The sequence below is a fragment of the Sporosarcina sp. P32b genome, from assembly GCF_002743335.1.
Taxonomy (GTDB): domain Bacteria; phylum Bacillota; class Bacilli; order Bacillales_A; family Planococcaceae; genus Sporosarcina.
The window spans coordinates 161,943-175,384 of record NZ_PDZB01000004.1 but is presented as its reverse complement, the minus strand read 5'-3'; the positions used below and the strand labels follow the sequence as shown (position 1 = coordinate 175,384).

Sequence of the window (13,442 nt, the reverse complement as noted above, 5' to 3'; positions counted from 1 at the left end):
AATATTAACATCTCATCGTTTAGTTGTCAACACTTTTACTTAAAAAGTTTTTCTTGTTAAGTTTGATGTTTTCGCAACTGCTTGATGCGACGCTTATAAATATACCACCGCTTTTATGAGAATGCAAGCTTTTTTATCATTTCTTTTTAACAAACGTTAGAAAACCCGTACCTACAACATTAAACGGATATGAAACTACTACATTATTGTACAGTAGTGACGCATACCCGCATAATTTCTCTTACTTCCTACGTTATTCAAGTGGTTATTCTATTAAAAGATTTTAACGATGGAGATCTTTCTATTAGATGATAGATCGATATGTGTACCTGTATCCAGAATCTTAACGATAGGACGCAAGGGGAAATCACGGTGTAAGTAAATGACTTCCGCTATCTCATCAGTCGTTAGTTTCACCTTTGTTCCAATGGCCAGCTTGTTGATCAGTTCGTGAAGTACTTCTATTACCTTCATATCAAACTTACCAAATTCCTCTTCCCTCATTAACTCGATTACTTTAAAAGAACTTTCCTTCTGCCTGTACGGTCGTTCGGATACCATAGCGTGATACACATCCGCCACTGAGAGTATTTGAGAGATTTGCATAATCTCCTGTCCTTTTAGTCCTCTTGGATAACCACTGCCGTCAAAGCGCTCATGATGCTGTAAAATTGCTATTTTCATTTCCTGACGTACTAATGAAGAGTCATTGACCATTTGGAAACTATGAATGACATGTTTTTTCACTTCATTTAACTCTTCACTTGTTAAAAAGGCTACTTTGTCAATAATGTTTTCATCGATTTTCGCCATACCGCTATCTGCCAGTACGCCCGCTATACCAATTTGAAGCACTTGCCCTCTTGGATACCCCATTGCTTCACTTATTAAAGCTGCTAGAATGCCTACGCTGATAGAGTGATGGGCGCGATAATTTTGCAATGTAGAAAACTCATTTAGTCTTCTAACATATTCCTTGTTCTCTAAAAACGCTTGAATGACAGGTAAAACAATTGTCCGCACGACGGCAACATCCAATTTCTTGCCTGATCTATAACTGATAAATTCTTTTCTGTAAGATTCTATTGCTTCATCATAGAGCGTTTCCAAAGACCTCGATTTCGGAGGGGCAATTTGGTTCATTAGCTTCTCTACCGCTGGCGTTAATCTTACTTCCGTTAGTTGCTCTGTTGGTCCTTGTTCTGTCTTACTGAGTGCCTTGGACTCAACCAGCACACGGGTAATACCGAATGAATGGAGAATTTCAAAATGCTCTAGCATTAACTTGGTGTCTTTGACCATAATAGGGTTTCTTGTATTGGCGTATAGATCCTCTTTTAGAAAACTACCCCGTCTTAGCTCACTTACTTCTTTGTAAACATCCATCACTCTCACCTAATTTCCTCTTCGCTCTATCTATTATCATATAATACTCTCAATTATTTGGATAGATATATAAGTAATTTTTCCTACTAAAAGCAAAAAAAGTTATTGAAGTGACGTATTACGCCTCTTCAATAACTTTTCTTTATTCTTCTGAGTCTGTTCCAGCGTCTATGTCTGAATCTGGTTGTACTTCTTCAAGTACTTCTAGGTGGTCTTCTAGTTCATCATCTAGCTCTTCTTCAGAGTCTTCATTCTTTTCTACCTTTGCGACTGTTGCTACGCGTTCATCATCAGCTAATCGAATGAGTCGTACACCTTGTGTAGATCGACCAAATATAGAGATATCGCCAATAGACATACGGATTAAGATCCCGTGAATCGTAATTAACATCAAATCTTCTTCACCGTTAACCGACTTCATCGCGATAATACCGCCATTTCGATCCGTCATATGCATTGTTTTCAATCCATAACCACCACGTGATTGAGATCGGTATTCACTTTCAGGTGTACGTTTACCGTATCCTTTTTCAGTAACTACCAGAATGTCATCTCCTGCATCTACGATATCCATACCAATTACCTCATCCTCTTGACGCAGTCTAATACCACGTACACCAGCAGCAGTTCTGCCGAGTGGACGGATACTTTCTTCGTCAAAGCGAATCATCATGCCGTGTTTTGTACATATCGCAATATCTGACGTTCCATCAGTTGATCTAACGGAGATTAATTCATCATCTTCGCGCAATCCTAATGCAATCAAACCGTTCGCACGAATATTGGCATAGTCCATAATCGACGTTCGTTTAATAACACCTTGTTTTGTTGAGAAGAATAAATAATGATCTTCAGTAAACTCATCAATTGGAATCATTGCCGTAACCTTTTCACCTTTTTGGAAGTCAAGCAGGTTAATAATCGGCAATCCTTTGGCAGTTCGGCTGTATTCAGGTACTTCATAGCCTTTTTTACGGAATACACGCCCTCTGCTCGTAAACAGTAAAATCGTGTCATGCGTAGATGTATTGAGTAAGTGCTCTACAAAGTCATCTTCATTCGTGCCCATACCTTGGATTCCACGACCACCACGTTTCTGACTACGATACGTATTAGCAGGCAGACGCTTAATATATCCTTGGTGAGTTAATGTCACAATGGAGTTTTCCACTGGAATTAAGTCTTCATCTTCAAGCATTTCAGAACCGCCAAGCATAATCTCTGTTCGACGTTCGTCCGCAAAACGCTCTTTAATTTCGCTTAATTCTTCACGGATAATTTCAATTAACTTCAGCTCATCCGCTAAAATCGCACGTAATTCAGCAATAAGTGTCAGCAACTCTTGGTATTCGGACTCGATTTTGTCTCGTTCCAGTCCAGTCAAACGTTGCAGACGCATATCTAGAATAGCTTGAGACTGACGATCAGATAGCTCGAACGTTTCCATCAAGTTCGCTTTCGCTTCAGCCGTTGTCTTAGATGCACGGATTAAGGCAATGATCCGATCAATATGATCAAGCGCTATACGTAATCCTTCCAAGATATGTGCGCGGTCTTCCGCTTTATTCAAATCGAATTGTGTACGACGGCGAATGACTACTTTTTGGTGTTCTAAGTAGTGATATAAAATTTCTTTCAAGGATAATACTTTTGGTTGCTTGTCTACAAGAGCTAGCATATTGATCCCAAAACTAGTCTGCAAGGCAGTTTGTTTATACAGATTGTTCAGTAATACGTTGGCATTGGCATCTCGTCGTACTTCGATAACAATACGCATACCGGTACGGTCTGATTCATCTGCCAAGTGTGTAATGCCGTCAATCTTCTTATCGCGTACGAGCTCGGCAATTTTCTCGATTAACTTCGCCTTATTTACTTGGAAAGGAATTTCATGGACAATAATCGTTTCACGACCATTTGCAGCCGTCTCAATTTCTGCTCTTCCGCGGATGATCAATGAACCTCGACCCGTTTCATAAGCACGACGAATACCACTACGCCCAAGAATCATACCGCCAGTTGGAAAATCGGGACCTGGAATGATTTCCATCAGTTCTTCAGTTGTGATTGCGCTATTCTCTGCCAAAGCAAGTACAGCGTCGATTGTTTCACCTAGGTGATGGGGTGGGATGTTTGTTGCCATCCCTACAGCAATTCCTGATGTACCGTTTACCAATAAGTTTGGATAACGACCTGGCAAGACGGCAGGCTCTTTTTCCTGCTCGTCATAGTTTGCCTGGAAGTCGATTGTGTTTTTATTGATATCACGTAATAATTCCATTGCAATACGGGACATACGAGACTCCGTATAACGCATTGCAGCTGCTCCGTCACCATCAACAGAACCAAAGTTACCATGTCCATCTACAAGCATGTAGCGATAACTAAAATCTTGAGCCATCCGTACCATCGTGTCATATACTGCACTGTCACCGTGTGGATGGTACTTACCAATAACGTCCCCTACGATACGTGCCGACTTTTTATGCGGTTTTTCCGCAGTGATGCCCAAATCATGCATAGCATACAAAATGCGGCGATGTACGGGTTTCAAACCATCTCGAACATCTGGAAGCGCACGAGAGACGATAACGCTCATCGCATAGTTCAGAAATGAGGTTTTCATTTCTGTATTAATATTTATTTCCTGCACTCCGCCTTTTGGCAAGTCTGCCATGTTGTCAAGCTCCTTTCACCACTTACGTCTATAAGTTCAATCGTTGCTAAATAATCTATTCACGTGTAATCAAGTATCGATATTTTGTACGTAAACCGCATTATCTTCAATGAACTTTCGGCGTGGCTCTACTTCATCACCCATTAGTTCTTCAAATGTTTCATTAGCTTCTACTGCATCATCCATACGGACCTGCAAGAATGTACGTTTATCAGGATCCATTGTTGTTTCCCATAGTTGCTCGGGATTCATCTCACCTAAACCTTTGTATCGTGTGATATCTGGCTTTGGTGAGGCAGGCATACTTCTTAGAATTTCCTGTAACGTCTCTTCGTCATAACAATACTCTTCTCTTTTTCCTGAACGTACACGATAAAGTGGTGGCTGTGCAATATATACATAGCCGGCTTCAATTAGCGGACGCATGAAACGGAAGAAGAAAGTTAATAGTAACGTACGGATATGGGCGCCATCCACGTCAGCATCTGTCATGATCACAAGCTTATGATAACGTGCTTTAGCCAAGTTGAATTCAGGGCCGATCCCTGTACCAAGTGCTGTAATGATCATACGAATCTCTGCGTTCCCAAGAATACGGTCCAAACGTGCTTTTTCTACATTGAGGATTTTTCCGCGTAATGGCAGGATTGCCTGGAAGTGACGATCACGACCATTCTTCGCAGATCCTCCCGCAGAGTCACCCTCAACGATATACAATTCGCTGATAGCCGGGTCCCTTGAAGAACAATCTGATAGTTTTCCTGGCAAACTGGAGATTTCCAATGCCGATTTACGGCGTGTCAATTCACGAGCATTCTTCGCAGCCATACGTGCTCTTGCCGCCATCGTACTCTTACCAACTACTTGACGCGCTACTACTGGGTTTTCAATTAAGAAACGTTGCAGTGCTTCGGAAAACAGTGAATTTGTAATTGTGCTAACTTCTGAGTTACCTAATTTTGTCTTTGTTTGACCTTCAAATTGAGGATCAGGGTGTTTGATGGAGACGATAGCCGTTAGTCCTTCACGTACATCGTCCCCCGTTAGATTGTCTTCTGACTCTTTCAGTAAGCCATTTTTACGTGCATAGTCGTTAATTACACGAGTTAATGCAGTTTTGAAACCTTGCTCGTGTGTACCACCTTCATACGTATGAATATTATTCGCAAATGACAATAAATTTTCACCGTAGCCGCTGTTGTATTGCATAGCGACCTCAACAGTAATACCATCGCGTTCGCCTTCTGTATAAATTGGATCTTCAAAGATCGGCTCTTTATTTGCATTCAAATGCTGGACGTATGATTTAATTCCGCCTTCGTAGTGGAACAATTCCGATACAGGTTCTTCACCACGTTCATCGGTAATGGTAATACGCAAACCACGATTCAAGTATGCAAGTTCACGCAAACGTGTTGCTAATATGCTGTACTCGTATTCCGTTGTTTCCGTGAAGATTTCAGAATCTGCTTTGAAACGGATTGTAGTACCTGTTTCATCCGATTCGCCAATGACTTCGAGCTCCTTTGAGACAGGGCCTCTAGAAAACTCAATTGCATATAATTTTTTATCCAGTTTAACATAGACTTCTGTCTTCTCTGACAAAGCATTGACGACTGAAGATCCTACGCCGTGCAAACCACCGGATACTTTATAACCACCGCCACCAAACTTACCGCCTGCGTGGAGTACAGTCATGATGACTTCAACGGCTGGTCTACCCGTTGATTCCTGAATGCCGACTGGAATTCCACGACCATTATCGGATACTTTAATCCAGTTGTCTTTCTCTATTGTTACTTCAATATGATCGCAATAACCTGCAAGAGCTTCGTCAATACTATTGTCTACTATTTCCCACACGAGATGGTGAAGCCCTTTTGAACTCGTTGTCCCAATATACATACCAGGACGTTTACGGACCGCTTCAAGACCTTCCAATACTTGTATCTGACTTGCATCATAAGCTGTCTGCGTATCCTTCTCTTCCATTGCCAAGGTGTTCACCTTTCCTTTCCAAAACTATCAAACCGCAACCATTTATTCTCGACGCAAAACCGATCCGTCATGCACTTCAAAAATAGCCGCTTCCTGGATCGTATTATGATCAATTCCCGCGATATTGGTTGTTGTCACAAATGTTTGTACTTGTCCTTGCATTGTACTCAGCAAATGTGACTGTCGGTAATCATCCAATTCCGATAACACATCATCAAGCAATAAAATCGGAGTTTCACCCACTTCTTGTTTTACTAACTCGATTTCCGCCAGTTTCAAAGAAAGGGCTGTCGTCCGTTGCTGACCTTGTGATCCGTATGTCTGAATATCGTACCCATTGACAAAAAACTGCAAATCATCACGATGTGGACCAACCAGTGTAAGTCCTCGTTCTAATTCGCGTCTTCGCACACTCTTTAACTGATCGGCAAAAATCGTCTCCATCTCTTGAGCAGTCTGCCCATAATGTAGGTCTTTTAAAGTCCCATACGAAACTTCTAGTGTTTCAAGACCACGAGAAATTCCTTGATGAATCGGATTTGCCCATTTCTGTAGCAATTCCATAAAATAAAAACGTTTTCGAATAATTTGAACTGCCACTTGAATATACTGCTCGGTGTAAATATCGAACATAACATCCTGGAGATCCAATTTACCTCGATTCGCTTTTAACAATGCATTGCGTTGCTTTAATATCTTTTGGAAATTGACCAAGTCATGCAAATAGACTCTCGAGATCTGCCCAATTTCCATATCTAAAAAACGCCTGCGCAGCTGTGGGCTGCCCTTTACGATATTCAAATCCTCAGGCGCGAACATGACTACATTCATCTGACCGACATACATACTTAAACGGTTTTGTTCCAAATGATTAACTCTAGCCTTTTTTCCCTTTTTGGAAATCGTCAGCTCTATCGGCATATATCCAAATTTGCGTTGGACATCCCCTTCTATTTTACCACACTCTTGTTCCCAACGTATAAGTTCTCGATCATTTGATGTACGGTGGGATTTTGCCATCGCTAATACGTAAATAGCCTCCATGACATTGGTTTTCCCTTGTGCATTTTCACCGATCAGTACATTCATCGTAGGAGAGAAGTTTAATTCCAGAGACTCATAATTTCGATAGTTTGTTAATTTAAGTCGATCAATATGCATCCGACTGTCCAGATTCATCCGCTGACAGTTTGAATTTTCCTGCACCCGGGATATTTACCACATCTCCGTCATATAATTTCTTACCGCGTCGTTGTTCTGGTTCACCGTTTACGTACACGACGTTTTCACCTAAAAACCATTTAGCCATTCCACCTGAGCTAATAACATTCGTCATTTTCAATAACTGGCCTAGCGTAATGTATTCTGTATTAAACTGTACTGTTTCCATTTTTTATTCAATCCCTCATAAAGTATTCTGTTCCTCTAGTTTACCTAACTTTTTGCAATAAGTAAAAAGGTAGCCAACATGTTGACTACCCTATTACGAGATATTTTCTATAGTTACAGATTAAAACGTTCTAACCGGTAAGATTAATTGTAAAATTGCTTCGCTATCAATTGACTTCAAGATGAATGGGCGCATGCTGCCAGTGAAATGAATCTTAAGATCTTGGCCATCGATTGCTTTCAAGGCATCCATCATATATTTTGCACTAAAAGAAATTTTCAAAGGTTCACCTTCGATATGCACAGCTTCTACCAACTCTTCTACATTTCCGACATCCGGCGAGTTAGAAGAGATTTGCACATGTGGACTACCGTCCGTTGAGAAGTGCACAATATTATTTCTGTCTTCACGAGCTAATAAAGACGCGCGGTCAATTGCTTGCAACAAATTTCGTCCATTGATCGTAATAGACGTTTTGTATTCAGTCGGGATCAGACGAGAAGTGTCTGGGTAATTGCCTTCCAGTAGTCTTGAATAGAACAAGACATTGTGGAGTTTAAACAATACTTGCTGATTCGCAATGAAAATTTCTACTGAAGTAGTGTCGTCAGGCAATATCTTGCTTAGTTCCTGAAGACTTTTACCTGGAATAACTGCATTGAATGGTGAGCTTGCTTGAATCTCGGGTGTCACAATCCGTCTAGCCAATCTATGACTATCCGTTGCAATACAATATAGCTCTTGTTCTTTCATAATCCACTGAACACCTGTCAGAACAGGACGTGTCTCTTGTTGGGATACTGCGAATACAGTTTCTCTAATAAGTGATTTCATCAAGTCTGCAGGCATTTCAAAACGCTCCGCATCTTTTACATCTGGTAAAATGGGATATTCATCAGCACTCTGGGCAATAATATGAAATTCAGACTGTCCAGAACGAATATGCGTTTTCATTCCATCACGTAATTCAATCATTACTTCATTTGTTGGGAGCTTACGAATAATCTCGTTGAATACTTTTGCTTGTAATACCAGTGTCCCTGGTTGGATCGTTTGAATGATTTGTGTACCATCCTCTTCTACTGGAATGAAAGTGGATATCGTAATATCCGAATCACTTCCAGTCATCGTCAATCCCTTTTCAGTAATTTCTAATTTGATACCTGTCAAAATAGGTGTTGTCACTTTTGAACTGATCGCTTTGATAACATCGCTCAATCCATCCAATAATCTATCTCTCATAATTTCAAACTGCATATCAATACCTCGCTTATATAATAATAATTAAGTAATTAAATATAGTAGTAATAGTAGTAGGGCCTGTGGATATGTGGAAAAGCCTTTTGAATGTATGAGAATCATAGTTTCCCACATGTGCATAACAAGTGGACGACCGTGCACTACTTGTCCACAGTTATCCACAGGTCATTAGGCTCTTCCTAAAACCTTTTTAATATCTTGGACATCTTGAAGCAATGCTTTGTCTACATCAAGCTGCTTGGAAATCTTCTCATGCGCGTGAATAACAGTTGAATGATCTCGGCCACCGAACTCTGAACCAATTTTCGGTAATGAGGAATCTGTCAGCTCTCTTGATAGATACATCGCAACTTGACGCGGAAATGCAATAGCTCGAGTTCTTTTTTTTGCTACAAAGTCTTCTAATCTAATATTAAAGTGCTCACCGACTGCCTTTTGGATGTCTAGAATGGATATAATCCGCGGTCGGGAATTTGGAATAATATCTTTCAACGCTTCAGCTGCCAAGTCAGTGGTGACATCTGCATTTACCAAAGAGGAGTAGGCAACAACGCGGATCAGTGCGCCTTCGAGCTCTCTTATATTGGTGTCAATCTGGTTAGCAATATACAGCATGACATCGTTTGAAATGTCGACTAGACCATCTGCTTTCGCCTTTTTGCGTAGAATTGCAATTCTAGTTTCCAAATCAGGCGGTGCTATGTCTGTAATCAGTCCCCATTCAAAACGGGAACGTAAACGATCTTCCAGTGTGGGTATCTCTTTTGGAGGACGGTCACTGGAAATGATAATTTGCTTTGACTCTTCATGCAATGTATTAAATGTATGGAAGAACTCTTCTTGCGTTTGTTCTTTTCCTGCTAAGAATTGAATATCATCAATTAACAGAACATCTACACTGCGGTAACGATCCCTGAAATCACCGGCTTTATTGTCTCGTATAGAGTTAATAAATTCATTCGTGAATTTTTCAGATGATAAGTAGACGACCTTTAAGGCAGGGTTTTGTTCCAGTACATAATGGCCAATCGCATGCATTAAATGTGTTTTTCCTAATCCAACTCCTCCATATATAAAGAGAGGATTATAGGCTTTCGCTGGCGCTTCGGCAACTGCCAGTGAAGCAGCATGGGCAAAACGATTACCTGATCCAATAACGAACGTATCAAACGTGTACTTTGGATTCAGCATACCTGCAGAGTTGACCATAGGTGCTTTCTCTACTGGTTTTGGCTGTGTTTTCGGTAATTTAATATCGTTCTCTGCCATGTCTTGTGGAACAATAAATTCAACGATTCGATCCTCACCTGTTAGTTCAGATAAAATCCCAGTGATCAAATGTACGTAATGTGTTTCAAGCCAATCCTTGGCGAATGAATTTGGAACAGAAATAGTTGCATGTTCAGCTTCATACGTTAATAATTTGGTCGATTTTAACCACGTTTCAAAACTAGGCTTCGAAACACGAGCTTCGATATTCTTTAATACTTGTTCCCATAAACTCGATAGATTTTCCAATCGTGTGCCTCCTTTACAATAAAATATTAAAAAGCCCGGAATCCGCTTATGCACAGTATCCAGGGCTGTGGATAAAAATTATCGAAACATGTTGAAAAAACTATCCACACTGTATTCACATATGTGGATAAGATTTTGGCTGTAAATTATATACACAACAAAAGCTTTTTAATTGTAACAGGGAAACTGAATATTGACAAGGAGTCCGATGATTTATGCACAATCCCATTAACTGTGCATAAAGTGGTTATCCACAGGGCTGGATATGTGAAAAACTTGTCGACAATTGCCGGATTAAAAAATCCGTAATTTTTACCATCAACAATTCATCCATAGGATAACTTTGCCGCTCTGTGGATAAGTATTGAGTGTGAATGAACATTATTACGTGCGGATCTGAAACGAAGAAATAGAAAAGCATTGACATTCTTTTACTGAATCGCTATACTATTCAAGACTGTCATAGTAGGAAAAGAGACAATCAAAGCAGGAGGTGTCTTACGAAATGAAACGTACATTCCAACCAAATAAACGTAAACGCGCTAAAGTCCACGGCTTCCGCCAAAGAATGAGTTCGAAAAACGGACGTAGAATTTTAGCAGCTCGTCGTCGTAAAGGAAGAAAAGTTCTTTCAGCATAAGGCCACTGACATCAGTGGTCTTTTTTTTAGCTATTAGAGCGATTCCAAGTGACTATCAGGTCTCTTCTATATAGTGGACCAGCAGATTATGACGGTAGAAAATTAAAGCAGGTGTAATTATGAAAAAAAACCAGCGAATTAAAAAAAATAAAGAATTTCAAACGGTATTTAAAAAAGGAAAGTCTTTTGCTAATCGACAGTTTATTGTCTATACCTATAAGAAGGAAGATCAGCAAGAGTTTAGAATTGGCCTATCCGTCAGCAAAAAAGTCGGTAATGCTGTTACACGTAATAGAATCAAACGCTATATCCGACAATCATTCCTAGAAATGAAAGATGAAGTTAAACCTGATTTAGATTATGTTATTATCGCGAGAAATCAAGCTGCCACGCTCGATTTCCATACGGCCAAAAAAAATCTGCGACATGTTCTAAAGATCGCAAAAGTGTTTAAGTGAAATTAAAGTCTTACTTAGATGTAGAACGAATAAAGCCATCATGTTACACTGAAAAAAACTTTTATAATGATCTTGCGACTGTTTGGGGGAAAAAATGTTGAAAAAGAAATTAGTGTTCCTTTCATTACTTGTTGTTGTCGCCGTCTTCATGGCGGGTTGTTCGGAATTTAGAGAGCCGATCACAGCAGAGAGTACAGGAATTTGGAACGAATATCTTGTTTGGCCACTTGTTACATTGATTATGAAATTTAAAACATGGCTAGGTACATACGGACTAGCGATTATCGTCGTTACGGCGATCATTCGTACTGCATTGCTTCCATTAATTATTCAACAAACAAAAAGTTCAAAACGTATGCAGGAAATTCAACCAAGACTTAAAGCGTTAAAAGAGAAATATAAATCAAAAGACGCTGTTACACAGAAAAAGTATCAAGAAGAAATGCAACAGATTATGATCAACGAAAAGATTAATCCAGTTGCAGGATGTCTACCGGTTATTATCCAGATGCCAATATTTATTGGTTTCTACCACGCGATCAGCCGGATGAATGCCACACCAACGATTGAGTTGGGCAACTTCCTAGGCGTCGCTCTTGGTTCACCGAGTATTTTATTTGCCGTCATCGCTGGATTGTTCCAATTAACGGTTCTACGTACAGGACCCGCAATGGATAACCCACAGATGAAAATGATGATGTACATCATGCCGTTTATGATCATGGTATTTGGTTCATTCTTGCCAGCAGCACTTGCTTTATACTGGATTGTCGGAAATATCATTTCACTGCTCCAAAACATTTTCATCTATAAGCCGTTCGATAAGCCGAAAAACGTCGAAGTAGTGAAAACAGGAGGGAAAAAGAAATGAAACAACTTACACAAAGGGCAGCAACCGTTGAGCTAGCAATTGAATCAGCTTTACAGGACCTGGGTGTAACAAAAGATCAAGTTGAGGTACAGGTAGTGGAAAATGGCAGGAAAGGTTTTCTTGGTTTTGGTGTGAAACAAGCAGAAGTGCTTGTAACTGTCTTAGAAAAGTCGGAGCCAACTCCTAAACCGGCAGATGACGGCGCAGTATTATCTCCTGTAACTGCGGCTACTGAGAAAACAGAAGTTGTTCAACAGCCTCAAACTAAAAAAGAGCAATCAGAAACCGTTATGGATGTACAGGAAGCTGAAAGAATACCTGAAGCCAAAATCTACAATGAAAAAGATGCTATTGAAGAAACAAAGCAGTATATTGAAGACATGGCCAAAGAAATGGGTATTGAAGATTTGGTCATTACGTACGAAACAAAAGGAAAGTACATCAACTTCCAGCTTGAAAGTGAAAAAGCAGCATTCTTAATAGGTAAAAGAGGACAAACGCTTAATGCGATCCAGCAATTAGCGCAACTTGTAGCCAATAAGGTAACAAAGCAATTCAAAATTGTTAGAATAGATGTTGCAGATTACCGTGAGCGCCGCGAACAATCGCTTGAGCAACTGGCAGACCGCATGGCAGACCGGGCAGTACGTACAAAACGTCAGGTCGCACTTGAGCCTATGCCTTCTTACGAGAGAAAGGTCATTCATAACGCATTGTCACTTAGACTCGATATTGAGACATTCTCCGAAGGAAAAGATCCATACCGACACATTGTCATCAAAGGAATTGAATAAGACTAACCTCGTAGAAACTTTCTGCGAGGTTTTTTAATGCATTTATGCCATAGAGACTTACCATCAACGTACAATACTGAATGTAAACTACTTTCTATGTAAGGGAGTCGAGAGGCTGGCGGTGACACAAGGTAGACTCTCTAAACGCGGCTGCATAGAGTGCGAATCTCCACCCTCAAATCACTTCCATATCTAGGCTCTATTTTCACACCTTAAATTTTTCTTTAAGAAACTTTCTACACTAGAAAGCCTGAAACGACAGTGTTCTTTGTCGACTGCTAGCACATGATAAATTACCGTGACGCTTGGTTCAAAATTCCTGAATTTATCCACATGTTTTAAATTCGTGTGCTAGGAGATTCCGACGATTTATGATAATATAGGTTGTTAGAAAGTAGTATTCGCTATAAAAGATATGCACATGTGCACAACGAAGCCAGGAAGGTGAAA

11 protein-coding genes are annotated in these 13,442 nt (G+C 40.2%); 4 read left to right on the top strand and 7 right to left on the bottom strand.

Annotated features, from left to right (window positions below; genetic code table 11):
- Positions 1-273: 273 nt before the first annotated feature.
- From CSV64_RS05410 to dnaA, 7 genes are all read right to left on the bottom strand, one after another.
- The gene (locus CSV64_RS05410) at positions 274-1,386 is read right to left on the bottom strand and encodes an HD-GYP domain-containing protein (protein WP_233190409.1); all 1,113 of its coding nucleotides are present in this window, start codon (positions 1,384-1,386) and stop codon (positions 274-276) included.
- A 142-nt stretch (positions 1,387-1,528) separates the two neighbouring features.
- Positions 1,529-4,063: a DNA gyrase subunit A gene (gyrA, locus tag CSV64_RS05405; protein WP_099633759.1), complete on the bottom strand. Its 2,535-nt coding sequence runs from the start codon at positions 4,061-4,063 to the stop codon at positions 1,529-1,531.
- Positions 4,064-4,132: 69 nt separating this feature from the next.
- Positions 4,133-6,055 carry a DNA topoisomerase (ATP-hydrolyzing) subunit B gene (gene gyrB, locus CSV64_RS05400; RefSeq protein ID WP_199168423.1) on the bottom strand — a complete coding sequence of 641 codons (1,923 nt, stop codon included), beginning with the start codon at positions 6,053-6,055 and terminating at the stop codon, positions 4,133-4,135.
- 48 nt (positions 6,056-6,103) lie between these two features.
- Entirely contained in the window at positions 6,104-7,222 is a 1,119-nt protein-coding gene (gene recF / locus CSV64_RS05395; protein WP_099633757.1) for a DNA replication/repair protein RecF, read from the bottom strand.
- Positions 7,212-7,451, bottom strand: a complete 240-nt coding sequence (gene yaaA / locus CSV64_RS05390; RefSeq protein ID WP_099633756.1) for a S4 domain-containing protein YaaA — start codon at positions 7,449-7,451, stop codon at positions 7,212-7,214. Before yaaA ends, recF begins: the two co-directional genes overlap by 11 nt.
- A 120-nt stretch (positions 7,452-7,571) precedes the next feature.
- Positions 7,572-8,708 carry a DNA polymerase III subunit beta gene (dnaN, locus tag CSV64_RS05385; RefSeq protein ID WP_099633755.1) on the bottom strand — a complete coding sequence of 379 codons (1,137 nt, stop codon included), beginning with the start codon at positions 8,706-8,708 and terminating at the stop codon, positions 7,572-7,574.
- Between the two features lie 171 nt (positions 8,709-8,879).
- Entirely contained in the window at positions 8,880-10,229 is a 1,350-nt protein-coding gene (dnaA, locus tag CSV64_RS05380) for a chromosomal replication initiator protein DnaA (protein ID WP_099633754.1), read from the bottom strand.
- 505 nt (positions 10,230-10,734) lie between these two features.
- On the opposite strand from dnaA, the gene rpmH reads away from it, so the two are divergent.
- The 4 genes from rpmH (at position 10,735) to jag (ending at position 12,992) form a co-directional block, all read left to right on the top strand.
- Positions 10,735-10,869, top strand: coding sequence for a 50S ribosomal protein L34 (gene rpmH / locus CSV64_RS05375; RefSeq protein ID WP_029054388.1), 135 nt, complete (start codon positions 10,735-10,737; stop codon positions 10,867-10,869).
- Positions 10,870-10,988: 119 nt separating this feature from the next.
- Positions 10,989-11,327, top strand: a complete 339-nt coding sequence (gene rnpA / locus CSV64_RS05370; RefSeq protein WP_099633753.1) for a ribonuclease P protein component — start codon at positions 10,989-10,991, stop codon at positions 11,325-11,327.
- A gap of 94 nt (positions 11,328-11,421) precedes the next feature.
- Positions 11,422-12,198, top strand: a complete 777-nt coding sequence (gene yidC, locus CSV64_RS05365) for a membrane protein insertase YidC (protein WP_199168421.1) — start codon at positions 11,422-11,424, stop codon at positions 12,196-12,198.
- Complete coding sequence (gene jag / locus CSV64_RS05360) at positions 12,195-12,992, top strand: RNA-binding cell elongation regulator Jag/EloR (RefSeq protein WP_099633752.1); 798 nt, start codon at positions 12,195-12,197, stop codon at positions 12,990-12,992. The genes yidC and jag overlap by 4 nt, the downstream gene beginning before the upstream one ends.
- The last annotated feature ends 450 nt before the right edge of the window (positions 12,993-13,442 follow it).

Bases quoted from the DNA above. Each gene is read 5' to 3' on its own strand.
- CSV64_RS05410 (WP_233190409.1), bottom strand. From the start codon at position 1,386: ATGGATGTTTACAAAGAAGTAAGTGAGCTAAGACGGGGTAGTTTTCTA.
- gyrA (WP_099633759.1), bottom strand. From the start codon at position 4,063: ATGGCAGACTTGCCAAAAGGCGGAGTGCAGGAAATAAATATTAATACA.
- gyrB (WP_199168423.1), bottom strand. From the start codon at position 6,055: ATGGAAGAGAAGGATACGCAGACAGCTTATGATGCAAGTCAGATACAA.
- recF (WP_099633757.1), bottom strand. From the start codon at position 7,222: ATGCATATTGATCGACTTAAATTAACAAACTATCGAAATTATGAGTCT.
- yaaA (WP_099633756.1), bottom strand. From the start codon at position 7,451: ATGGAAACAGTACAGTTTAATACAGAATACATTACGCTAGGCCAGTTA.
- dnaN (WP_099633755.1), bottom strand. From the start codon at position 8,708: ATGCAGTTTGAAATTATGAGAGATAGATTATTGGATGGATTGAGCGAT.
- rpmH (WP_029054388.1), top strand. From the start codon at position 10,735: ATGAAACGTACATTCCAACCAAATAAACGTAAACGCGCTAAAGTCCAC.
- rnpA (WP_099633753.1), top strand. From the start codon at position 10,989: ATGAAAAAAAACCAGCGAATTAAAAAAAATAAAGAATTTCAAACGGTA.
- yidC (WP_199168421.1), top strand. From the start codon at position 11,422: ATGTTGAAAAAGAAATTAGTGTTCCTTTCATTACTTGTTGTTGTCGCC.
- jag (WP_099633752.1), top strand. From the start codon at position 12,195: ATGAAACAACTTACACAAAGGGCAGCAACCGTTGAGCTAGCAATTGAA.